Raw genomic sequence first — 21642 nt, 5'->3', positions numbered from 1 at the left:
CACTATATATCGGATAGCAGAAAGTAAGAAAAGCGACGGAAACGTCGCTTTTGTTTTTACCAGTTACAAATAACCAATTCGCCGCTGGTTTTGCCCGTCTTATCCCTGCCTACGGTATAAGCCAACTCCAGTTGAGTAATACGAAAATCTTTAAACAACGCCCTTATATCAGGGTGGTCATTGATGGATAACATGACCTTACCTTTGCTCTCCGCCATTGCCTTTGCCATCAACTCGTATTGGTACCAATCAAAAGCACTATCGTAGCCTGCCGTTTGCCAATATGGTGGATCAGCGTAAAAGAAAGTGTGCTCGCGGTCATATCGTTTTAAACAACGCTCCCACGGTTCGCTTTCTATATAAACACCTTTTAAACGGTCTTTAGCAGCCTTTAATTTAACCTCAATCTGCGACGCATCCCACGCTTTTGACGTGGTAGCCGTGCCAAAATGTTGATGGACGGTCTTGCCACCGAAGGCATTGTGCTGCAAATAAAAGAACCGGGCAGCTCGTTGAATATCGGTCATGCAATCAGGCGGCGTGCTTTGCAGGCGGGCAAAGACCTCTCGGCTTGTCAGTGTCCACTCAAACTGGCGGACGAACTCGTCAAAATGGTGTTGTACCACGCGGTACAGGTTGATGAGCTGTCCGTTGATGTCGTTGAGTACCTCTACTTTAGCAGGCGTTGGGCGCATAAAGAACAACGCCGCGCCGCCGGAAAACAGCTCGACATAACACGAATGCTCGGGAAACATGGGCAACAGGTGTTTTGCCAATCGGCGTTTGCCGCCCATCCAAGGGATAATCGGTAGAGTTTGTTGTGTTTTTTGCATCATATATACTCCTAATTTGCGGCATTCGGGACGCTCGGAAACAGAATTAATATGATGCTCAACGGCACTCTACTGATTTTTTAGTTACTGAAAGAATTAATATTTTTGCAGCGTGTGCATTTTATTTGCACGAAACCGCTGCCTTTTGCCAGTAATTTGCCGCAGTATTTGCAGCGTAACTCACGATAAATTTGCATTTGCATCCACTCCTGTATCAGATAGAATGCCCCGGTCTCTAGAGACTAAGGCGGCCTTAGAAGTCAATGCAGGCTTGTTCTGCTTGGCTGGCGTAGCGGTGTTCCCGCACTGCTACGTCGCCGTCCCACTTTATTCTTAAATCTCCTTCTAAAGGTCGTCTGTTTTCAGACGACCTTTTAATTTATAGATCAACTGATCCCGTACTCCGTCATCAGCGTAGCGGCTTTTTCGGCTGCCTTACTGATGTCGCCTTGAACAAACTCGATGCCTGCACCAATCGTTGCACTACGCCCCGAGTTGCTTACGTGGTTAATGCCAAATCTTACTTTATCAAATCGACGCTCATCGCCTGATTTTACGGTGATAACGGCAACATGCCATTTGTCGTATTCGTAGATTTTTTGGGCGGAAATTGGTTGTCCGTTAACGGTCGTACCGTCAACAGGTCGCAACTTAAATCCGCCATCTGCGTCCGTCACCAGCAGACCTGAGTTGACTATATTTCGGCCATTAAGGACTATCGCTGCAAAAGCCCCGCCATTGCTCGATGTTGCAGATATTTTAATCGGCACAATGATTGCACTATCTGATGATCCATCAGACGCAATGCCATCACTCTCAATATAGCGTACGCCTTTATCTGTACCGGCTGCACTCGCAAACATGACTTTATGTCCGTCAACCTCTCCAAACGCGCCAACCCACTCATCAGGCTCGCCAGATTTTATTGAGTTATTTTCGGTTTTTAGTTTGGATGTACCGTTGCTACCAACAATCTCGGTAGCTGTCACCGCAACTCCATCAAACGTAAATTTGATGGACGTTTCGGGCTTGGCCGCAGGCTGGCTTTGCGCCTGATCGCTATTTGTCAGTGGGTTAGCTGGCGTTACAGGTGCCGGTGTTGTCGGTGCCGGAGCCACAGGCGTTGTCGGCTGTGCAGTAGCCGTTGCGCCTTGTGAGCCACTGTCAGATTGCGGCGTGTTCGCAAGGCTTGGAGTAACCGTACCAGCCGCCTTCATAGCCGCCATCTCGGTCTTAAGGGCTTCAAGCTGCATCTCAAACGATTTTTGTTTGATGGCATCCAAGAAATCCTGTTGAGTCGTCGGCGCATAATTGCTATGCACACTAACAACTTTATCGCCGCGCAAACTGCTTCCGGTCCATACATCCAGTCTGTCTGTCATTTGGTCGTATTCGTAGTTCCCGAATACTTCGCACTTGTCCAATGCCCCGCCGTAAAAGCCGAATGAACCAATGCCGTCACGGTATTTCATGCTATTGCTAACATACGGGTCGCCGAAAGGTTTTTTAGCCTTTTCGACGCTCGAATATGGCGTAACGTCTGCATAGTTGCAAGCGATAGTAGCCCCGCGAAGATTGCCAATGGTAATTTGACGCGCAAAGTTGCCTTCAGGCGAGTTTTGAACATAATTTCGGGTAATCACGCTGCCAAGCATTGTACCGTGTCTTCCTTCAGCCCCTACCAACATTCCGTAGGTAAAGGTATTCACATACGCTTCAGCCGTAGCCCCAGACCCGCCGCCGCCTTCGATGGTAACGGTAGGCGGAACCATGTAACGGCTGCCAACGCGCTCAATACGAATTTCGATGACTTTGCCGTCTTTGATTTTGGCGCGTGCCTTGGCGTCATAGGCTTCATCGCCGCCGCCTGTGATTATCACTTTCGGCGGCGATGTATAACCGCTGCCGCCATTGGTTACTTTGATGTCCGAAATTTGATTCAAACCGTAAAAAGTACCGAAAGGCAGGGCAAAAGTGAACTGGTTGTTATCAATCACAAAATGGTTATGCCCAAAGTTGCAAATCAGTCCGCGCGGCGCATAAACGATATTGTCAGCCCAAACCTGATGGCAACGAAGCCACCATTTGCCAGCATCTTTACGGAATTTCACGCCTGATGCCCCGTTGATTGGATGCAAACCAAACAAGCCTGAAACAATCACATTGCCGCGAATTTCAATGTTACTGTCTTGATACGGGAATGAATACGGGTCGGCGGTGTCTTTACTGTTGCGCGGGTCTTTAGGGTTAATCAACTTACTTGCAAACAACTCTTCGATAACGGTTGACACGCCGTAATACATTGCGCGTCCGCTGTTATTGATGACCTTGACGTTATTGCCCGTATGAATATCCATGATTTTACGTTTACCAAGACCGAAAACGTTGTCATGGATGAAGACGTTATCTAACGGCAAATAACGGCTGGTACATTGCTGATAGCCCGGGTCGATTGAGGTAGTACCACCAATTCCTCGGACGTGCTCGAGGTGCGCGTCAGGGTGTCCGACGACGGAGTCAGGGGCATATATGCCGCAAAGCTCGTACCCGCTCGCACGAATAGCCTCAACCCCGCAAATATAGTTGTGGGTAAAGTACCCACCGGTGATTTTAGTGTTTACTGCAACAATACCTGCATCGTAAGCAGCTTTTGAATCACGCGCATCGACTTGCTCGCCATCGGGCGCACCATACAAGCCGCAAACAATGCCGCCGCCGTTAAACCCGCGAACGTCAAAATACTCTATATGGGTTCGATTTGTGCCATAGATGCGCCATCCATAGGCACGACTACCGATTTGACCGCCGCGCCATTTACCCCATGTATCTCCAGTAGTACCGTCATGTCGCGGAAATTTAGAATTTCCGTTTGCATCCCAATAGCCGCCTGCTGAAAGATAACGAGTGCCGTCTTCATCTCGGATGTACTGGAGTACCTGCTCTCCTGAGAACCAACCTTCAAAATTCTTAATGCCTTCACAAATAAGGCTATTATTCATGTAGGTTGCATTATCAACAATAGGATATGTGGTGGTATTAAAGCCAGCCTCCGCCACGCCTTTTTCCGCCATACCTGTACCAAGATGCGGGTTTTCTTTAGACCATCCGTCAATCGGAGGCCATAGCATTTTGTCAAGGTCTGCCCCTGACTTATAGCCATACTTCAGGTATGCGCGGGTTGTGATATTGCCTGCGTGGATGATGCGAGTGCCTTCAGAACCATCACAAAGGTGGAAGGCATCCTGACCATGCTCTTCGACAATAAAAGTACCCTTCGTAAAATCAATCGTATTGAATTTGAATTTACGGAACGCCAAACAAGGCTGGCAACCGTGAAGCGTCAATCTGACTTCATCGGGTATTCTTTCCTTAGTTCCAGGTTTGAAACCATAACCGACACCGCGAGTTTTAATGCGGTTGTCCGCGCCGAAATAATCGGGGGCATAACCGACGTTTTTGGTCAGCGGGAACACGCCGCCGCGCGTGGAAATCCAAACATTGGACGGCAACTTATCCAGCCACGCCTGAATGAGTTGGACGATTTTCAACGCTTCTGCTTGATTGATGTTTTTCTCTTTTTCGTAATGACGAGTGCGAACCTTCTCTTTAAGGTCTTCAGGCAACGCGTCTTCGATGTAGTAAACACCCTGTTCAAGCGCAATGCGGGATGCTTCCTTGACCTGAAATTCTTCAAAATTGCTTTGCTGTTTGTACAGACTATTGGCAACATCAGGGCCGCCCAAAGCAACTCCCACCTCTCTGGTAAGGGTCGATGGTGTAATAAGTTTAGTGATGGTTTTGCCGCCATACTGCAACTCGCCTGCTTCGTTTACGGCAGGTTCGATGGCTGCCAGTTTTTTGGCGTCCGCCGCCGTTGTTGCAATCGCTACAATGGCTTGGTCTAAGTTTGATGTCATCGCGTAATTCCTAAAATTTTATTCACTTTTGCTAATGCCTCATCAGACAGGTCGGTATTGGTCGCAGGTTTCGGCGCGGGCGCAACGGGCTGATCGGGTTGCGGGCTGGGCTGCACCGGTGCGACATTGCCAGAGCCGATTAATTTGAGCTGGGCGACCGCAACCGCTACCGCAGCGTTTACCTTATTATCCAAATCGGCGGCGACTGCCTCTTTGACAGCCTTTTTAAGTTCGCCCGGCTTGACTGCCAAACGCTCTAAAAACTGCTCATAAGTCGTATCAGGCTCTATCAAGCCTCTTTCGATAGCCTCGGTGTACAGGCTTGTACGCCCGTCGAGGATGACCGGCATACTGTCAACGCTGCCGCCGCTGACGGTAATACCGCCTTTTATCTCTGCCATTTGTTAAGCTCCCAACTCTGTCTCAAGGGTCAGATTGCCCTCGTAAATCACGGCGGCGACGCCTTTTACGGTAACGCGCACGCTGTACCGCGCCCACCGCCATCTCCATCCCCGTGTCTGCTCTGCCGTCAAGAGCGTACCGATGCCGCCCGGCTTGACGGAGAGGGGCAAGGCAAAAGCCTCTGCGGCTGTCGGGGCAATGGTCAAAACTGCACTGTCCAGATGTTTAAGCGATGGATGCGGCTTTCCCTTGCCGTCAAGTACGGCAAAGGTCAGCGGTACGGTGGTACCTTGTTTGACGGCAAAATCAGCGTGGGCGGTCATTTCAACCCATCCGGTAAGTGCGCCCGCTGCTTTTCTCGCAGGTAGGCCGCACGGCAATGGTCGTCCTGCCAAAAAAACAGTGTATTTATTGCGCGATACGCCATGCGGGCAACGCGGGTCGGCTGTGCCGCCAACACTGCACCTCGGTAGACACGGCTGCTGACGGTTTCGTCCGGACTGCCTGCAATCATGGCATTGGCGAGCTGGTCGGCGGCAATGGCGATATTTCTCATATAGTTTTTGATGCTTTGTTTCATGTTCAGACGACCTTACAAGCTGATTTCGGTATCGATGGTGTTCAATTCGTCTAGGGTTTTGGCGGCTTCGATTTGTTTCCCGATTGCCTGCCTTTTGCCTGCGACGGTGGCGCAAAGGGATTCATAGGCCAAGGTTTTTTTGAGGGCAGCCGCTTTGAGTTTGTCAGGACTGATGCCTCTTGCTTGGGCAATTTGGTCAAGGACAGGAGTTTGAGTGGAATTGTCCGCCTGCCATGCGCGGGCCTCGGATGCTTGCACCGGCCAGCTCTGTACTTCAAAGGCCGGAAGGTCATCCATGCCGCTTTGATCGTTGACGATGGCTTGGGCATGTTGATTGAGGCGATGCAGGGCGATACCTTTTGCGGAGGCGAGTTTAATCTCGTCCGCTTTTGCTTTTTTGATTTGACTTTCCGTCCATTTTTTTCCGTCCCATTCGCAATATTCCGATGGCGGGGCAATCATGGTCAGATCGTCTGAAAGGCTGCCGATTTGGTCGATGGTAACGGCTGTACCGTCAGTTTTTCGGTAGGCGATTTTGCCGCGATGGTCTTCGAGGGAATCCCAGCCTTCGCCGTTCCAGCGGGCGGCGCGGTCTGCGCTGATTTCGGGCGGGTCGGTATCGATGCAGCCGGCGGGAATCAGATAGCTTCCGTCGCGTGCCATGATGTCCAGATCGGCTGTGGTTTGGCCGATGTAGAGATGGTCGGCATCAAGTTGGCAGACGGGTTTTGTCCATTGGATGTTTTGGGTCATTTTTTACCTTTCTAAACGGTTTAAGGCGGCTTATGCCTTGATGCATGCCAGCAGGGCGATATTTCTAGGGCGCGTTTCGATGCCGCCAGCCGGGTCGGTTTGGCCGACAGTGTCAACCGATACGGTTGACAGATTGCTCCCCCTGTCGGTGTCGGTCATGCGGCTGATACCGATGCCGTGACTGTGGCTTCGGAATTCATCTGCCTGCCATGATCCTAGGACACGTCCGTTGTCGACAGTTCGCCCGTCGTCCCAACTCCTGATAAATTCGCCGCGCAAATCCGGGAGATTAAAGGTAGTTCGTCCGTCGCCTGAGCCATAAGCGGTGCCGATGACGGCGAATAGGTTGGCATAGACGGTGCGCGACACTGCCGCGCCGTTTGCTTTTAGCCAGCCGAAGGGGGCGGCGGCATAGGGAAAATAGGCGATTGCGCCTGTCGGGACGCCGACGTTAAAGATGTGGTTATCGATTTTGGCGATCAGTCCGGGCGTGTCCCAGCCGATAGCAATCTGGTGCGCCGCTCCGCCCAGCCCGATTGCGCCTCCGCGCTTGATTGAGTTGTCAAACGCCTTATTGAGCGCAAACGATGACGGTACGGTTGCAACCGTTTGGTCATCGGGGTTGTGGCTTACTTTGCGGGCGGTAATAATGTCTGACCCGTCGTATAACAGGCTGCCGTTGTTGGCAAGCCGTAATTCCTTACCTGATTTCCTATTGAACAGGTAACCACCATCGGCATTTGCGCCTAAGTTAAGTACATTTCCGCCGTCCAATAAGGCTTTGGTATCAGATACAGACAATCCCTTGGCAGCGTTGAATTCAGCAAGGAACGTTTTCATACCATTGACGTTTTGATTACCTGTCGTTTTGACATTACCGCCGTCAGCCTGATTGTTTGCCTCTTGGATTTTGCCGACTTCGTCACCGATCAGTTTTTCAATGGCTCGACGGACTTGGTTCTGATTGTTTTTCTCAGGCGACAATTTCGCCGCTTCCAAAATGCCTATTAATTCCGCCTGAACTTGGTTTAACCACCATGCAGGAAGAACTGTTCCCAGTTCGCTGGTGCCGTTGCCGTCACGAAACAGCTTGTCCGATGTCTCAATTGGATACATCGCTACCTCTCATAAGTGAAATGCACATCTGTATGTGCAGGTTTTAAATCTTGGATAACACGTTCGATAAACGCGTCACCGTAGCCACTCAACCGTTCGCCAGCCGTTGAAACCCCCGCACGGAATTGATAAATGTGGTTGTTGCCGTTTTTAATATTCACGCGCCACACATAAATCACATCTTCGTGACCGAGCCGGTCGCCAACTCTGTTTACCCCTGCACGGAAGGGCTGTGGTTCGGTAATCTGTATCTGATAGCCCGCAGCAGCTGCGAGTTGGACGAAATAAGGTATCGACAGCCCGCCTGTCTCATTAAGCTTTGCGAGCACGGCAAGTATTCGCTCTTGCCGTGTTTTGCCGTCTGGAATTAGCCCCAAGACACGCTCCCAATCCAGTAACATATCACCCGATGTCGCTGGGTTGATTGCATTGGTAACCGTCAAACCGTGTTCCTGAACTTCATCCAAGGCTTTACCGTCAATCTGCGCCTGCGCGCGGATACGCGGCGCAGTGCGGGCGTATGACACGGGAGGCAATAGCCCTAATAAGGTCTCTCTATATCCCATGTCACACCATCTTTGTGATAACTAAATTACCGAGCTTGTACCATTCGACCTTGTTTGATGTATCTGCTGCCAAATTCGTAGCCGGAGAGACCAGTTTTCGGTCAATCACGCCATCAGTATTGCTGATTGCTGCCTCAATCTTCGACACAATCACGCTGTCGCCCGGTATCAAACTGTCGAAATACTCTGTCAGAGCGACTTTGATTCGCTCTTTAACTGATTCCAATGCTACGCCATCAACCTTGACCTGCATTTCCACCGTCAATGCTGTGATATCAGGCTTAAGTACGGCCACATTCTTAGCCGTGACTGGGCGTACATCGTCGATATAGTCCTGTACCTTCTTAATGGTTTCATCGGACGGCAGACCGTTTTCAGATGTAATGACCACGTCTACCGTACCCAAACCTCGGCGCAATGGATGAACATAAGCGGCGGTCACTCCATCAACACTCAATGCCCAGTTGCGGTAATCGTATTTATTGCCACCGGCAGGCGGTCTGCGCAGGATTTCAAGCAATCTTGCCAACAGAGATGCGTCACTTTCGCCGTCTGTCCCTCCCTCGGCTGACACGGTACAGTCGGACGACACGCCAATCGGCGCGGCCATCATTTCGGCAGAGGTTTCGTTCGTATTCGCCGCTGCACCAGATTCCAAGGCCATGATTCTGACCCTGCCCACACCGTTCGCACTAATTTCGCCCGCGAATCTGACTTGATAGAGCCTGCTTCCTGCTCTGATTTGCAGACCTGCAGCGATTTGGCTGCCTGCAATACCCGTCAGTTTTGCTTCGCCCGTCGCAGTTGTCGGATTTCGACGATAAATACCGCGCATGGCGGCGTGTCGTTCCAAATAATCGCTGTCTGCAGTATCTGGAAATATTTGACGGGCTATCCAGTGTTGATGTGCGTATTGCCCCATCGCGCAGCTTGCAAGACGGCTGGCGTGGACAAAGTGGTCACTGTCCTCGCTGACATCTGCCGACGGCCAAATACTCTTGGTATCGCGCAGAATCGTGTCGCGTATCTGTTCGAATGTCGGGGTTTTAAACACTTGATAATGGCCTTTTAAATCGGTTTTAAATCAGAGGGACTTTATGGCTGTAATCGAACGCGCCTGTTGCAGTCTCTACACGGATGCTCAGTATCAGGCTGCCGTTTCGCGGCTGCCCTGCTTTGACGGTAATGTTGTCTGCTCTGCCGCTATCCACAATGGGCTGTAACGCCTCTGATGCGTACTGCTCTGCCAACAGACTGACCCGTTCCAAGTCTTTCTCACGTTGCAACAGATGCAACAATGAGCCGACCGATTTATCCGCCCACCAGCTGCCCAACGGCGTCAGTAGGCGGATATAAACTGCGTTTTGCAGGTTATCGGTCATGCGGCCTGTGTAGTCGCCGCTGTTTGGGTCTAGTTGTTTGTCCATGCTGTCATTTTCTCGTTTTTGACTGCATTTAAAGAGCGTAAGTGTTTCAAACCCTTAAACAAAAAGGTCGTCTGAAAATGTTTCAGACGACCTTTTGAATGCCGTAAAGATTTAAAGCGGTTCGGATGTCGTGCCGTTGCTGTCGCCACGGTGTTTGTGGTCTGAGCCGATGTTTTTGCCGTTATTGGTAACCTTACCTGTACTCTCAAAGTCTCCCTTAAGGTCGATATTTCCTTTAAACCGTGCTCCGCTGCCGCCCTCGACCGCCATCCCACCGTTGCCGTTGAACTGCCCCTGTGCCGTCAAGATCGCGCTTGTCTCCAGCTTGGGTGTTTTAAAATCAGCCGCCGATGATGCGTTGACCTCGTAGTGTTGACAGTTGACCCTAAACACATCACAGTCAGCTTCAATGATTTTCCCGCGCTTAATCACGATTTTCGCACCGTCCTGACTGAAAATCGCCGTTTCGCCAGGATTCAGATTCTTAATCCGGAAACTGCCGTGCTGTGTGGCCACAACCACACCGTGGGTCGTATCGCCGCCCAACGGAATGACCACTGCTTCCGAACCTTCAGGCGGGTTACTGGCAAAACCAAACTCCTGCAAATGCTCCAACTCCTGCAGCACTTCGTCAGCCAAGCCGTTAAGCTGTACACGCTGGATAGGCTCGGACGACACCACCAGTGTGATTTTCCCGCGAAACGCCGCGCGCATAGTATCGCCGATTTGCTGCACCACCTGCGCCGTCTTTCTTGCCATTTTTACCAAACTCATTGAAATACCGCCGTTTCTGTTGCTTGTTTTCCTGTTTTACCGTTTCTTGCGCCTGTTTTCGGGGCTTGTTTCTGTTTGTCGGTAACGCCTTTTTTCTTGCCTGAACGCTTGCGCGCCGATTCGGATTTCGTAGCATAAGCGTCAGGCACCCATACACCATCCTCCTTGAGCCGCAATTCCGTTGCCGTCCCGTCCATACGGTTGAGCATAAACCGCCGCCCCATCAGATAAAAGACAGCATCGATACCGTGTTCTTCATCAATGACGTGGACACGCTGCCCCGGCTGCCAGAGTGTGCCGTCCTCGGTCGTATGCCCGCCGACCGTTATCGTCAAGGTAAACCCTTCAAGCCGCCAGTCGGCAAGCTGCTTTTTAGCCTGCCGTTTAAGAGCTTCAAGGTTTTCAGCGTCAGATATCACTACCGTCTTTGGTCTGTGCAACGTCATGGTCGGGTCTTTGTACTGCCATTTCAGGTCATGCTTCGCGCTATCGCCCTTCTTGGCATGGGATTGCCCTAAAAAAGTAACCTCGGAAAACCTGTTCTCAATACTTCGCTCAATACTGACACGTTCGGTATTTCGGCGTTTATCATTCCTGCTCCAACAAAGTGTAGCTACAGGCGGGCTGGCATAATCTGCCCCGCCGACAACTAAAGTACCGTCCGGTTCCATCCAAGGATGCAATCCCACAGAGTTGGCAATATGGGTCAAAGCCTGCCAAACCGTCTCGCCCGGCTCGATGTCTATTTTGTCTAAGGTCGGGTTTTTCTCAGCTTTCAGCACTACTTTTTTTATTTGTGACCATGGCGCGACCAGCTTTTGAGCAGCGGCCAATACCGTCATGCCTTTAACATTCAACTGAGGGGCGGCGCAGTCAACCAACAATCCCGCGAAGTCACGCCCAGACAAGCGCAGACTGCGGCGGCCTTTTTCTTTATCGTGCATTTGCGTGTCGATAATGCCAGTTAAGACAGTTTGCCCGTTTATCACAACCGAGCAAGCCTCGCCTGACAAATCGGGAATTTCAGATTCCCCGTAAGGCAATCCGACCATGAATTCAAAGCCGTCGGCAGGAATAAGGAAGTCACCGTCGATGTCGTAACTTTCCCAATGCCGGTGTTCCTTCCCAGCAACTCGGACGGCTATTTCGTAGTTATAAGAACTATTTTGCATACAAATTAACCAAAGTATCACGTTTCACAAAGGCAGGATGAACGATATGCGGGTTAAGCCGTATCAGCTCGTCAGCCCTATTTAAGTCGCCGTAAAATTCATGGGCGATTTGGTGCATCGTTCCATTTATGGGCGCAGGACGCACCAAGAGCGGAGGTTTTTGATTGATTGCCGCGGCAATCATGGCATTCAGACGACCGGCAGTTTCTCGCACCGCCTCGATAACCGTGTAACCGGCATCCTCCATACCTGCTCCGTCTGCCTGTCGCAGAGCCGTCAAGGTCGTCTGAAAACGCAAACGCATATCACGGTTGATGTGCATTAATTCGGGCGCAGTCATCGTCTCGCCGTCAGCATCGACCAAATCCGCCACAACAGCAGTCAAAGCCGCATCTGACATCAGTCTAACCATCAAACCTACCGTCTCAACTTGCCGCTTTACGCTATCTTTCAGACGACCTTTGCCCAAATCAGCCACTAAGGTTGCCACCGTATCAGCCCGAGCCGCCGCCGCGTCATAACATTGCCGCGCACCGGCACCGCCTTTGTCCTGTCTGTCCAAATAAGCAGCCTGCCGCAACCCCTCCGTAGTCATTGAGGATACATCTGCAATTAGGCGCGGGAACCCTGCTTTAAAAGCCTTTTGGCTATATCCGCCACGCGACGGAAAACGAATTGAATCCAAATCAAACAACGAACGAACCGCTTCAAACACTCCCGATGCAACACTCCATAAACCCGCAGCACTGCCGCGCAGAGCCTGCCCCGCCGCCACCTGGGCAGTAAGTGCGTCGATAAACCCCTCTCCTGCAGCACGGTAGGTATCAATCTGCGCAATCAACCGCTCAACGCCCATCAGGAAACTGTTTTCAAAGACGAAAATCAGCTGTGCCTCAGTCGCTTCACGAAATGTCACATCCAAACGGGCAAAATCCGAGTAATCCGCCTCATGACGGTAGCTCCAACTCGCCCCAATCATGTTTTGCATTCGTCCCCATACGGGATGTACCAAAACTCCACCGCCACGCTCTTCCAGCTTATCCAATAAGGATTTCAGACGGCCTGCATAACCTTTACCCCAAAAGACCGCGCTCAATTGCACTTCACGGCCAGTCGTCCCCATGTCTTCGAGGTCGATACCGTTTACAAAAGGCCGTGCGTGTTCGGCGAGAGCCTTGCCGTTGCGCTCGTCCATATTCTCAATTTCAAAGCCCACGCCCTTGTAGGACGCGGGTTGTAGGATGGTGTGCCACATTATTGTCCTGCTCCCCGACCGAAGATTTGTACTTGCTGTCTAGATACCTCATTCGCGATAACACGTCCGTCAATATTCAGGCTCACGTTGGTATTGATGGTCTGACTTGCCGACGCCATCGCACTTTGCACTTGTGCCAAACCTGTTGTAACTGCAGCCGTATCCTGCGCCAATGCAGCCTGATACGCCGCCGTCTGCTGCTGAATGGCTGCCTGATACGCCGCCGTCTGCGTTGAAAACAACGGAGACAACATCTTATCGGTAGGCTGCGCTGACGGAGCAGCCAAATACTGAGGGACACCACCCCGCGCCTGTTCCCGCTTCGGCGCAGGTTCAAATCGGATACCGTTGTTTTTCAGGCGATTAATCATTTCAGGAGTTGTCTTGGTACCACGCAAACCCTTTGGCAATGTGCCGTCCCCCAAAGACTCGGAATACAGCAACATGCCCAACAATCCCGCCCGTTTAACCAACGCAGGATTATTCATTAATCCGCTACCGGCAGATTTACCCCATGACAGCAACTTACCGCCTGCCGCTGTGGCACCTGCTGCCACGCCGCCTGCCGCAGCCTTACCCCATCCCAACGCTTTACTACCTACATCTTTCAGAAAGCCGCCACCTTTACCGCCACCGGCGGTTAATAACATTGCGGCAGACGCCGCTGTTGCCGCCGTCGTCAGGGCTTGCAGGGCTAGAGTGGCATTAGGGTATTCCGCTGCCAGTTGCTTGAACGCCGTTTCCGCTTTCACCAGCGTCTTGGTCAGGCTCTCTTCCAAGAGTTTTACCGATTCCGCCTGCTCCTGCTTGGCGGCATCCGTCATCATCCGCGCTTCGTTGATTTTGCCGATTTTTCCGTTGTTCAAGGTTACGCCAGCCAACGAAGCCATATATTCACGGATTTGCGTCATATCCGTTGCAGCCAGCAAGCCTTGTTTTGCCTGCAAATCAGGCAACAGTTGCGCCAAAAGCGCGCCCTTAAGCATATTTGCCTGCTCCGCCGCCGTCTTATCGCCTGCCGCCGCGCGTGCCTGATAATCTTGGTATTGCTTATCCTTTGCCAACATGGCATCGGCAAGGCGGGACAACACCTGCACCGCGTTTTCGCCGTTTTCCTTACCCTTCAATACCGAGCCTACCCAGTCCACGCCTTTTTTGGGGTCGTTCGGGTTCGCCATCTTTTTCAGACGACCTATTGTGTCCGGCGACAGGGTTTTGCTTAACAGGTTTTGCACATTGGTCGCCGCTTCGGCGGGGCTGCCCGATTTGTTTGCCGCAGACTGCAAGAGCGAGAGCAGGTAGTCCAAACCGCCTACGCCGTTCATGCCTGCCTGTTGAGCGGCAGGCAGCAGGGCGGGCAGCTCGCGCACCATGTCCTGAACCTCAAATGTACCGTCCAACCCCGACTGCAAGACGTGTTCGAGGGCAAGTTTCAAATCCTTGCCGTTCATCCCGCCGTCTTTCAGGGTTTTAATCAGTTTTGACGTATCCGCGCCGCTGCCTTCCGAGGCGAGCGAAAAGGCATAGGCCGCCTGCGCCTCCTCTTTGGTTTGGGCAAAATTGAGACCCGTCGTCATCATGCCGCTGATGACATCCAAGGCTTTGTCGTGGTTGCCGCCGTTTTTCTGCACGAGTTCGAGTGCCAAATCCTTGACCTGCCGCGCGCCTTCGGTGGCAATCCAAGCCGCCGACTTGCTGTTGTCCTCAATAAACGCCTGACGCGCCACGCGGTTGATGTTCTCGTCAAGCTGCTTGCGGTCATTCATTGCGGGTTTTAAAACCGCATATGCCGCCGCACCGCCCGCAGCGACAGCCGCGCCCGCCCGTCCGATTTTGCCCATCCTGTCCGCAAACCCCGCACCCTGTTTCAATTCCGCGTTCAGCTCGCGGATACGGTTGCGCGTCGCAACCGCCGCCCGTGCCAAATCGTTTTTCGATGCCGCGCCAATTTTTGCCAGACGGTTGTAAGCCGCCTGTGTCTGTAGGATTTCCCGGCGTATCTGTTGTTCCGAGCGTACGCCCGTCATCGCGTAGTATCGTGCCGACTTTTCCAACGCCTCCCGCGATTTTGCCGTCCGCTCCAATTGACGCTGCGTATCCGCCAGCAGCCGACGCGCCCCGTCGTCCTTCCCGGTCAGTGCCAGAACCAGCTTCAAGATTCCGTTTGCCATAAAAAACAGCCTTTAAACGTATTAACTCAGGGTCAATTATCGTTTAAAGGCTGTTTAAGGGAGGGCGGTACGGATTTCAACCCCTCCTACGTCTTTAATCGCTGATTTCTTTTTTACAACAAGGGCATAATGTAACAGTTTTGCATTTCCCGTCCTTTAACCCTGCAATAATCAAAGCTGTAACAAACACAACTGCAAACATAACCCAAACTGAAAAATAGATATAAGCCACTAAGCCGATGGCAAATAAAATCAGAAAACTAAGGGACACATACCAAGGCTCTTCGGTTTTTATAACCCCCATTAAACCGTGATACCCACATTCCAGGCACAATCGCTCGATATGTGCCTTATACGGACGTAGGTTTTCCAATATCTCCGGCGGGACATTCATATGCTGTTTATTATCCATCACTTCACTAAAACAAAAGCCGTGCGACATTGCACGGCTTTATTATAACTATGGTAAATCTACCTGTCTTCAGGCTTCTTCTGCCGCCGAGAGATAATCACACCGTCGTCTTTAGGCGTTTTGATACCCAAACTTGCCAAAATATCATCGAACCATGCCGCCAGCTCGGCGTGACACATTTGACGCACCGCGTCCGCGCCTATACCCGCCTTTGCCATCAGGATGACCGCCTGACGGTAGTTTTTGTGTGCCGTCAGGTAGCTGCGTTTTACTGCTCCGCCGCCGACGGCGCGTCGTGGCTCGCCGTAGCGGCGGACGGTTTTAGGCGCAAGTCTTCCTGTGCCGCCATCACAATATGATAGTCTTGGGTGGACAGATTATCCATCAGCCACTGCGCCGTCATGATGTCGGACGGAATATTGTCGGCGACAATCTGCTGCGACCAATAGGTCAACGTCTCGATGACGTCGCGTTGCAGCAGTTCGGCTTTTGTGGCGTCACCGGGCAGTTCAGGTAAATCGTCGATCAGGGAAAACGCCGCCAGCTCGCCACCGACACTTAAGGGCTTTAGGCGGATTTCGGCAACAGTTTTATCCTGATAGGTCAGTCCGTGGGTCAGTTTGACGGTAATCACGCATTACTCCTTAATTTTGTGCAGCGCAACCATCTCAATGTCGATACGGGCTTCGTTGTCGACTTCGTATTGTTCGCTGGTATCAACGGTAAAACAGTCCAAATAAGACGTGCGTCTGCCTTCGTCGTTGATGGGGTAAATCGTAATTTTGGCTTTAGTGATGTTATCCCAGTCAATTTCGGTACCGTCAATCGGAATGGCAGCAGTCAGACTGAGCTTGTGTTCGGTTACGCCGTCGGCGTATCCCAAAACACGACCTTGCCGGTTCATGGTCTTAACGGGCTTGCGTCCAGTGGTAGTCTGCGGTTTGATGCTGATGATTTCGACGTCGCGGCCATTGACCTCCATAATTACCGCGCCTGCGTAGGTAGCGTCGCTCATGTTTTATCCTTTCAATTTTTCAGACGACCTTAAAGGCCGTCTGAACAGTTTATAAAATCAAATCTACGCGGGCGGCAAAGACATGCAGACCGTTGACGACATCCGATGGGATGACCGCGTTCAAGCGGCTGGCGTCTTGTTGGCTGCGCTCGATTAAGAGTTTGCCTTTGTTCGCTTCAACGTTTTCGATGATTTCCGCTTGCTCCAGCTTAATCAACACGTCCAAAATCTCGCTCTTGACTTTGAGAGGTGTGCGGTTGGACAGCTTGTCACGAGGGAAACGCAGCGCAATACGCTCTTTGATTGAGCGGCGGACGTAGTCCAGCGTGCGAATCGTCGTGATATCCAAGAGGGCGGGGTCGTCGGCATTTGCAGGATTTTTGGTGTACGTTGACACGGCGCGCATGATTTGGACTTTGTTATTCACGATTACCAACGGTGTCAAACCGTTGTATAACGCATTGTTGCACTCGGCAAACAGCGGCCATTGCGCGTCTGGTGTTACGTTCAGACCTTTGATTTCCAAAGTATTCAGGGGGCGGGCGGGGTCTTCCTCGAAGGCAAGCACCGCCGCGTAGCCCGCAGCAATCATGCCGTTCGGCTCTGCCGCACCCTTGTACCAAGCACAGGTAATGCGGCCGTCGTTGAGTTTGGCGGTGTATGCCGTACCCGTCGCAATCGTGCCGCGCCATCCCAAAACGCCGATACAGCCGCGCTGTTCGATGGCATTTGAAACCTGCTCGATATGGCTGCTCAATGCTTTGGCATTGACGTCGTCTGAAAATGCCGAGCAGATGATGTGGTAGTGTCTGCCCGCCACTTTGGTCAGGGCGGCGGCGATTTCGGCGTTTTTCGCGCCTTTGGCAAACGCGCTGATTTGATAGGTCAGACCGGTATTGCCCGTATCGCAGGACAAGCCCAGCTCGTTGCCGACCTCGCCCTTGTATTTGACGGTCAGCGTCAGCTTGCCGTTTGATGCGGGCGTGGTCAGCACTGGCACAACAGGCAGGTCGGATGCTTCGATGGCGGCACGCAGGCGTGTAGCCACATCAACAGCCGTCTCGCCCTTGGCAGCGGAAACGCTAACATCACGCCCACCGACGGAAACAGTTACCGCTCCCGGCCCTGTTGCCGTACCGCTGATGACGATGCTGCCTTCAGCAGCCACACCCGCGCTGTTATCTGCCAAAGCGATAACTGTCAAATCAAGATACTGATTATTTCGGAAAGCCTGACGGACCATCAAATGAGCAAGAGAGCCTTTGCCGAATAAATCAGCCGCTTGCGCGTCGCTAAAAAGCTGAATCGGCTCCAGTTCGGGCTGTGTTCCACCTGTTTTCGGCGCAAGCATCAAAACCTTTTGCGGGTTTTGCGGCAAACCCTGAACCGCATTTCGCGTATTAAATTCGATATACTGCCCCAGTACGCGAATACTGCCCGGAATAGTGTCAAAACTGATAGCGTCAGCCATTATTTAGCTCCTTTCGCTTTATACGCTTCCGATTCATCGGCGACCTCTACCAAATCGCCATCCATGAGCAGGCGGCGGTAATACAAGTTGTCGCCATCAATTTCGACCGGCTCTTGCTCGATGTACTCATGGGGATGGTTGGACAACGGGACGCGCAGACCGTCCGCAGCAACTACTTTAATCATTGCCATTTTGTTTATCCTTTTTTTCCTTCAAATCAACATGCAACGGCACCTCTCCGCCGTTTGGGTCAAAAATTTTGCCATCTACGCCGGTAAAGTCCGGGTATGCAGCATCGGATTTGCCCGAATATCTGCTAAAGATGAAATCAGGGTGGCTTTGGTCATTCTGGCGTTCAGGGTATCGACCGTCCTCCAAAGCAAAGCTGTCAAACCGTAGAACATACTCAATTGCGAACACACTGACCGCCGAGTTTTGCACCAAAACATTATTGGCAAGGGTGCGTACTGCCTTTGGGGTCAACCCGCGTGAATCACTAAACCCCAGACTCTGCCCGTCCAATAGGCGGCGTACGGCATAGACAAGTCGTTACTGCCGATTTCGCGTGCATCCGTGCCGCCTTGTCTTAATGCCGCCTCGTTTCTAAGAGACCGGGTAGCAACCATCACAACAAATTCCGCGCTGTCTTGATACCGTTTCTTCCCAGTTGCTTTCGGCTCGATACGGCTGCCACCATAGGTTACCCATACGGCAGGAAGCACCATTACCTGTGTTGCCAAGTCTTCCAGTTCGCCGCTGTAGCTTTTGACAGTTCGAACCATTCGACCCAAGCCATTTTTAAGACGGCTTACAATTGCTTGCTCAATCTTTGTTATCACGGGCGAATATCCTGTTTTTACCGTTGACGAATATCACAGTGTTTTCGGCTTTGACTTCCTCACCGGCATCGTCGATACCCAATTGAATATCTCCGCTGGCGAGTGCCTTTAAAATTTCCAATACGTCGATTTTGTAGCGGTTTCGGATTTCCTCTGTGATTAAAATCCCCTGAGCCGCCGTCAAACGGTAACGGGCGATATCACAACATAGGCGCACCAGTAACGGAGGGATTTTCCCAAATGGTCGCTTGAACCGTCCGAGATAGGCGTCGATTTCGGCAGTAGCATCATCCAATGCGGTTTTTGCGACAGCCTTGTCAATAACACCTTCCTGATTGCGGTCGGTAAGCTGTAAAACCTCCAGCTCTCCAAAACGCGCAATCATGTCCGCCACTGTGGCATAAGCCATTACTCGTCCACCTTCCGTTGTAATGCAGGCTCGGCACAGATTGCAGCCCATGCCTTCTCACCAACCTCGGCGCGTTTGACTTCACGCCATTCGCCATTAAACAAAATGCCTGCGCGCCAAAATTCGTTGCCATCGACACCTGTGCTGACCAACATGACGTCGCGGCTTTCTGCCAAAGCATCGGCTGCGCGCTTAGTGTGTTCAGCTTTCAATTCGGCAAGTTCATGGGAAATTGCCTGTTTCTCTTCATTGGCTTTTGCCAACTCAAGGGTCAGGGCTTCGATTCTCGCTTGAGCTTCTTCATGCGCTGCCTTCAAGGCATTGAGTTCTGCTTGGATTTTTTCAGCGTCAGCGCCGACACCTGCTTCGCCGATTTGCTCCAAATCTTCAGTGTTGTTTGCTTTTGCCATATTTACTCCTTGTTTCAGGCGGTCTTTAAACAGGTTTTAAAGACCGCCTGAAAGCGGTTTGGGGTTTACAGATGCACGCAAACGTGCAGTTTCAGACGACCTTTGAAGGTATTGGTCGTGCCGTTGATTTTGTCGGCTTCCAAGAGTTCGCGGGCTTTGTCTTCCAACTCGGGCGGGACGACCAACAGGCTTGGTTTAATGCCTAAGACATAACCGCCATCAGCTTTGGTTTTTTGCATTTGCACGATGATTTTGGCAAGGTTTTCGCGGGTCAACGCGGTTTTTTCTGCCATGTGCATCAACTGCCACAAACCGAAACCGGCATTACAACGGCGGCGCGAGCCATACAGATATTCGTCTTCCATGAACACACGGTCGGATTTAGACGGATCGAATTTGGTTTCGAACTCTGTTTCGGTGCGGTTTTGGAAAATCAAAGGCTTCAGGGTTTTGGTGTCGTCAACGACGTAGAATGTAGGTGCGTCGTTGTCTGTACCGGTAGTCAGGTTGGAATAAGGCGTGTTTTGACCTGTGCCATCGTGGTTTTCGAAAACTGGATGGTCAACGTCGAAGAAGTATTGGCCGTCGTAGCCAATGGTGGTTTTACCTTTTTTGAGCAGACCCCACACTAACGTATCAGGCAGAGCGGCAGCGGATTCACCCATTGCGGCCATCATCGGACGGTACATACCTACTTGGTCGTCTTCGATGTCAGTGCGAGCCACGCCGACAGTCGCTTCGAATTTTTTGTTTTCCAAGCTCATTGCCTGATTGCTCATTTTTTTGATCTGACGTGAGCCGACCCACTCGCGCATTTGCGGGAATTTGCCCAGCCACGCATAAGTATTCGTCGATGTTGTTGACGGAATAGTCATAGCGATAGCAGGGTAGTCAGGCTTAACCGAATCTAAGCCGGACTGAAACTCTTTGCGGAATGCTGCCGTCAGGGCGGCTAAAATTGCTGCCTTATCCATTACTTACCTTCACTTTCTTTCACTTTTTTAAATTCCTCTGGGGTCATACCCAGCATTTTCGCGGCACGCTCTTCCTCTGCAGTCAGTGCAGCAACACGTTCTTCCGGCGAATTGCCGCCTGTTTGTGTGCCGGATAAAGCTGCGACAGGTTGGGCGTTTTCAATAAAGCCGGTCAAAAATGCCAAGCCGCCCGGCTGTTTCAATACGCCTTCTGCCCACTCCTTCTGAGCAGGCAGCAATTTGCCTGAAGTCAGCGCGGCGGTAATCAATTCGTTGCCTTTGTCGGCTTCGCGCTCGGCGGTCAGGGCAGCAACTTGGCTTTGCAGCTCTTGAACCACCGAGATAGGCGCGTATTTAGTCAAATCAGGCTTGGCGGTTTGCGCCGTCAATGCCGCGATGCGGCTGTCTTTCTCTGCCAACTGTGCAAACACATCAGCAGACAAAGCCACTTCTTTAGGTTTGGCAGCCAGCAGGGCGGACAAAGCCGCTTTCAGTTCTTCTTCGCCTGCTTCAGACAGGCCGAACAGTTGTTGTAACAACTCTTTCATAGGGTTTTGCTCCGTTTCCGGTTTTAAAATTTGCGCCGACGCTGCCGCCAGCACCTCGTCCATGCCGTCCAACGCGGGGAAATTTGTCAGCGCGGCGTGAAAAATTTTGGTTACATATCCCTTTGTGTCATAGGAAAACACAGCAGAGATGTAGCGATACTCTTTTGCGGCAATTGCCGCAGCCGCCTTGTCCGTCCACTCCACTTCGGCAAACATGCCTTTAGGCGTGAACTCCAGCCAACGCATCCAACCGGCGGCAGGTGCAGGTTGTCCGTTTTTCTCTTTGTAGAGCGTCTGGTGTTCATAATCGACAACCAACTGATTGCGCGAGCTGTTGGCCAACAACGCGACATCATGACCGTTCTCTTCAGTCAGATACCACGCAGGGACATCAGTCGGACGACCATCTACTGCGCGAAATTCGCCATATGGCAGCAGTTGGATTCGCCCGTCTTTGGGCTGCACCTCGAAACTGCACACGGCAAGTAGGGTTTTTTGTACATTTTTGGACATGTGTACCTCTCTCAATACTGTCATTTTGCCTATTTGAAAAAACAACAAAGAGTAGGCGTGCTTCAAACCCTCCCGCCATTTTTTT

Annotated in this window: 25 protein-coding genes and 1 pseudogene; all 26 read right to left on the bottom strand. The window is 51.6% G+C overall.

The window, feature by feature from the left end:
• Positions 1-56: 56 nt before the first annotated feature.
• The gene (locus tag RSJ68_05590; GenBank protein ID WNU98189.1) at positions 57-836 is read right to left on the bottom strand and encodes a DNA adenine methylase; all 780 of its coding nucleotides are present in this window, start codon (positions 834-836) and stop codon (positions 57-59) included.
• A gap of 77 nt (positions 837-913) precedes the next feature.
• The gene (locus RSJ68_05585) at positions 914-1030 is read right to left on the bottom strand and encodes a Com family DNA-binding transcriptional regulator (protein ID WNU98188.1); all 117 of its coding nucleotides are present in this window, start codon (positions 1028-1030) and stop codon (positions 914-916) included.
• 189 nt (positions 1031-1219) lie between these two features.
• Positions 1220-4750 carry a hypothetical protein gene (locus RSJ68_05580; GenBank protein WNU98187.1) on the bottom strand — a complete coding sequence of 1177 codons (3531 nt, stop codon included), beginning with the start codon at positions 4748-4750 and terminating at the stop codon, positions 1220-1222.
• On the bottom strand, positions 4747-5151 hold the full coding sequence (locus tag RSJ68_05575) for a hypothetical protein (GenBank protein WNU98186.1): 405 nt from the start codon (positions 5149-5151) through the stop codon (positions 4747-4749). The genes RSJ68_05580 and RSJ68_05575 overlap by 4 nt, the downstream gene beginning before the upstream one ends.
• A gap of 3 nt (positions 5152-5154) precedes the next feature.
• Positions 5155-5475, bottom strand: a complete 321-nt coding sequence (locus tag RSJ68_05570) for a hypothetical protein (protein ID WNU98185.1) — start codon at positions 5473-5475, stop codon at positions 5155-5157.
• On the bottom strand, positions 5472-5732 hold the full coding sequence (locus RSJ68_05565) for a hypothetical protein (protein WNU98184.1): 261 nt from the start codon (positions 5730-5732) through the stop codon (positions 5472-5474). The genes RSJ68_05570 and RSJ68_05565 overlap by 4 nt, the downstream gene beginning before the upstream one ends.
• A 12-nt stretch (positions 5733-5744) precedes the next feature.
• Positions 5745-6485 carry a hypothetical protein gene (locus RSJ68_05560; protein WNU98183.1) on the bottom strand — a complete coding sequence of 247 codons (741 nt, stop codon included), beginning with the start codon at positions 6483-6485 and terminating at the stop codon, positions 5745-5747.
• A gap of 30 nt (positions 6486-6515) precedes the next feature.
• Positions 6516-7601 (bottom strand): phage tail protein, encoded by a 1086-nt coding sequence (locus RSJ68_05555; protein ID WNU98182.1) that lies wholly within the window; start codon positions 7599-7601, stop codon positions 6516-6518.
• A gap of 2 nt (positions 7602-7603) precedes the next feature.
• Positions 7604-8167 carry a YmfQ family protein gene (locus tag RSJ68_05550; GenBank protein WNU98181.1) on the bottom strand — a complete coding sequence of 188 codons (564 nt, stop codon included), beginning with the start codon at positions 8165-8167 and terminating at the stop codon, positions 7604-7606.
• Position 8168: 1 nt separating this feature from the next.
• On the bottom strand, positions 8169-9221 hold the full coding sequence (locus RSJ68_05545) for a baseplate J/gp47 family protein (GenBank protein ID WNU98180.1): 1053 nt from the start codon (positions 9219-9221) through the stop codon (positions 8169-8171).
• A 25-nt stretch (positions 9222-9246) separates the two neighbouring features.
• Positions 9247-9594: a phage GP46 family protein gene (locus tag RSJ68_05540; GenBank protein WNU98179.1), complete on the bottom strand. Its 348-nt coding sequence runs from the start codon at positions 9592-9594 to the stop codon at positions 9247-9249.
• A 111-nt stretch (positions 9595-9705) separates the two neighbouring features.
• Positions 9706-10368 carry a phage baseplate assembly protein V gene (locus tag RSJ68_05535; GenBank protein ID WNU98178.1) on the bottom strand — a complete coding sequence of 221 codons (663 nt, stop codon included), beginning with the start codon at positions 10366-10368 and terminating at the stop codon, positions 9706-9708.
• Entirely contained in the window at positions 10365-11540 is a 1176-nt protein-coding gene (locus RSJ68_05530; GenBank protein WNU98177.1) for a phage tail protein, read from the bottom strand. The genes RSJ68_05535 and RSJ68_05530 overlap by 4 nt, the downstream gene beginning before the upstream one ends.
• The gene (locus RSJ68_05525; GenBank protein ID WNU98176.1) at positions 11530-12795 is read right to left on the bottom strand and encodes a DNA circularization N-terminal domain-containing protein; all 1266 of its coding nucleotides are present in this window, start codon (positions 12793-12795) and stop codon (positions 11530-11532) included. The genes RSJ68_05530 and RSJ68_05525 overlap by 11 nt, the downstream gene beginning before the upstream one ends.
• Positions 12795-14966 carry a PRTRC system protein F gene (locus tag RSJ68_05520; GenBank protein ID WNU98175.1) on the bottom strand — a complete coding sequence of 724 codons (2172 nt, stop codon included), beginning with the start codon at positions 14964-14966 and terminating at the stop codon, positions 12795-12797. The genes RSJ68_05525 and RSJ68_05520 overlap by 1 nt, the downstream gene beginning before the upstream one ends.
• A gap of 94 nt (positions 14967-15060) precedes the next feature.
• Positions 15061-15408, bottom strand: coding sequence for a hypothetical protein (locus RSJ68_05515; GenBank protein WNU98174.1), 348 nt, complete (start codon positions 15406-15408; stop codon positions 15061-15063).
• A gap of 29 nt (positions 15409-15437) precedes the next feature.
• The gene (locus RSJ68_05510; protein WNU98173.1) at positions 15438-15596 is read right to left on the bottom strand and encodes a hypothetical protein; all 159 of its coding nucleotides are present in this window, start codon (positions 15594-15596) and stop codon (positions 15438-15440) included.
• A 50-nt stretch (positions 15597-15646) separates the two neighbouring features.
• Positions 15647-16012 carry a hypothetical protein gene (locus tag RSJ68_05505; protein ID WNU98172.1) on the bottom strand — a complete coding sequence of 122 codons (366 nt, stop codon included), beginning with the start codon at positions 16010-16012 and terminating at the stop codon, positions 15647-15649.
• 3 nt (positions 16013-16015) lie between these two features.
• Positions 16016-16393, bottom strand: a complete 378-nt coding sequence (locus RSJ68_05500) for a phage tail protein (protein WNU98171.1) — start codon at positions 16391-16393, stop codon at positions 16016-16018.
• 49 nt (positions 16394-16442) lie between these two features.
• A complete protein-coding gene (locus RSJ68_05495; protein ID WNU98170.1) occupies positions 16443-17864 on the bottom strand; it encodes a phage tail sheath subtilisin-like domain-containing protein in 1422 nt (473 codons plus the stop codon).
• Complete coding sequence (locus RSJ68_05490) at positions 17864-18055, bottom strand: DUF2635 domain-containing protein (GenBank protein WNU98169.1); 192 nt, start codon at positions 18053-18055, stop codon at positions 17864-17866. The genes RSJ68_05495 and RSJ68_05490 overlap by 1 nt, the downstream gene beginning before the upstream one ends.
• Positions 18042-18703: pseudogene (locus RSJ68_05485) on the bottom strand (phage protein Gp37). Before RSJ68_05485 ends, RSJ68_05490 begins: the two are co-directional and overlap by 14 nt.
• A complete protein-coding gene (locus RSJ68_05480; protein ID WNU98168.1) occupies positions 18687-19112 on the bottom strand; it encodes a phage protein Gp36 family protein in 426 nt (141 codons plus the stop codon). Before RSJ68_05480 ends, RSJ68_05485 begins: the two are co-directional and overlap by 17 nt.
• Complete coding sequence (locus tag RSJ68_05475) at positions 19112-19522, bottom strand: hypothetical protein (protein ID WNU98167.1); 411 nt, start codon at positions 19520-19522, stop codon at positions 19112-19114. The genes RSJ68_05480 and RSJ68_05475 overlap by 1 nt, the downstream gene beginning before the upstream one ends.
• A gap of 65 nt (positions 19523-19587) precedes the next feature.
• Positions 19588-20496: a Mu-like prophage major head subunit gpT family protein gene (locus RSJ68_05470; protein WNU98166.1), complete on the bottom strand. Its 909-nt coding sequence runs from the start codon at positions 20494-20496 to the stop codon at positions 19588-19590.
• Positions 20496-21557 (bottom strand): phage protease, encoded by a 1062-nt coding sequence (locus tag RSJ68_05465; protein ID WNU98165.1) that lies wholly within the window; start codon positions 21555-21557, stop codon positions 20496-20498. The genes RSJ68_05470 and RSJ68_05465 overlap by 1 nt, the downstream gene beginning before the upstream one ends.
• Positions 21558-21642 lie beyond the last annotated feature (85 nt).

The organism is Neisseria sp. DTU_2020_1000833_1_SI_GRL_NUU_006 (genome assembly GCA_032388755.1).
GTDB lineage: Bacteria > Pseudomonadota > Gammaproteobacteria > Burkholderiales > Neisseriaceae > Neisseria > Neisseria sicca_C.
Note: the sequence above shows the minus strand (reverse complement) of the source record. Positions and strands in the feature narration are given on the sequence as shown.

What these genes read in the sequence shown, in the direction of transcription:
- RSJ68_05590 (WNU98189.1), bottom strand. Translation starts at nt 836, where the DNA reads ATGATGCAAAAAACACAACAAACTCTACCGATTATCCCTTGGATGGGC.
- RSJ68_05585 (WNU98188.1), bottom strand. Translation starts at nt 1,030, where the DNA reads ATGCAAATTTATCGTGAGTTACGCTGCAAATACTGCGGCAAATTACTG.
- RSJ68_05580 (WNU98187.1), bottom strand. Translation starts at nt 4,750, where the DNA reads ATGACATCAAACTTAGACCAAGCCATTGTAGCGATTGCAACAACGGCG.
- RSJ68_05575 (WNU98186.1), bottom strand. Translation starts at nt 5,151, where the DNA reads ATGGCAGAGATAAAAGGCGGTATTACCGTCAGCGGCGGCAGCGTTGAC.
- RSJ68_05570 (WNU98185.1), bottom strand. Translation starts at nt 5,475, where the DNA reads ATGACCGCCCACGCTGATTTTGCCGTCAAACAAGGTACCACCGTACCG.
- RSJ68_05565 (WNU98184.1), bottom strand. Translation starts at nt 5,732, where the DNA reads ATGAAACAAAGCATCAAAAACTATATGAGAAATATCGCCATTGCCGCC.
- RSJ68_05560 (WNU98183.1), bottom strand. Translation starts at nt 6,485, where the DNA reads ATGACCCAAAACATCCAATGGACAAAACCCGTCTGCCAACTTGATGCC.
- RSJ68_05555 (WNU98182.1), bottom strand. Translation starts at nt 7,601, where the DNA reads ATGTATCCAATTGAGACATCGGACAAGCTGTTTCGTGACGGCAACGGC.
- RSJ68_05550 (WNU98181.1), bottom strand. Translation starts at nt 8,167, where the DNA reads ATGGGATATAGAGAGACCTTATTAGGGCTATTGCCTCCCGTGTCATAC.
- RSJ68_05540 (WNU98179.1), bottom strand. Translation starts at nt 9,594, where the DNA reads ATGGACAAACAACTAGACCCAAACAGCGGCGACTACACAGGCCGCATG.
- RSJ68_05535 (WNU98178.1), bottom strand. Translation starts at nt 10,368, where the DNA reads ATGAGTTTGGTAAAAATGGCAAGAAAGACGGCGCAGGTGGTGCAGCAA.
- RSJ68_05530 (WNU98177.1), bottom strand. Translation starts at nt 11,540, where the DNA reads ATGCAAAATAGTTCTTATAACTACGAAATAGCCGTCCGAGTTGCTGGG.
- RSJ68_05525 (WNU98176.1), bottom strand. Translation starts at nt 12,795, where the DNA reads ATGTGGCACACCATCCTACAACCCGCGTCCTACAAGGGCGTGGGCTTT.
- RSJ68_05520 (WNU98175.1), bottom strand. Translation starts at nt 14,966, where the DNA reads ATGGCAAACGGAATCTTGAAGCTGGTTCTGGCACTGACCGGGAAGGAC.
- RSJ68_05515 (WNU98174.1), bottom strand. Translation starts at nt 15,408, where the DNA reads ATGTCGCACGGCTTTTGTTTTAGTGAAGTGATGGATAATAAACAGCAT.
- RSJ68_05510 (WNU98173.1), bottom strand. Translation starts at nt 15,596, where the DNA reads ATGGCAAAGGCGGGTATAGGCGCGGACGCGGTGCGTCAAATGTGTCAC.
- RSJ68_05500 (WNU98171.1), bottom strand. Translation starts at nt 16,393, where the DNA reads ATGAGCGACGCTACCTACGCAGGCGCGGTAATTATGGAGGTCAATGGC.
- RSJ68_05495 (WNU98170.1), bottom strand. Translation starts at nt 17,864, where the DNA reads ATGGCTGACGCTATCAGTTTTGACACTATTCCGGGCAGTATTCGCGTA.
- RSJ68_05490 (WNU98169.1), bottom strand. Translation starts at nt 18,055, where the DNA reads ATGGCAATGATTAAAGTAGTTGCTGCGGACGGTCTGCGCGTCCCGTTG.
- RSJ68_05480 (WNU98168.1), bottom strand. Translation starts at nt 19,112, where the DNA reads ATGGCTTATGCCACAGTGGCGGACATGATTGCGCGTTTTGGAGAGCTG.
- RSJ68_05475 (WNU98167.1), bottom strand. Translation starts at nt 19,522, where the DNA reads ATGGCAAAAGCAAACAACACTGAAGATTTGGAGCAAATCGGCGAAGCA.
- RSJ68_05470 (WNU98166.1), bottom strand. Translation starts at nt 20,496, where the DNA reads ATGGATAAGGCAGCAATTTTAGCCGCCCTGACGGCAGCATTCCGCAAA.
- RSJ68_05465 (WNU98165.1), bottom strand. Translation starts at nt 21,557, where the DNA reads ATGTCCAAAAATGTACAAAAAACCCTACTTGCCGTGTGCAGTTTCGAG.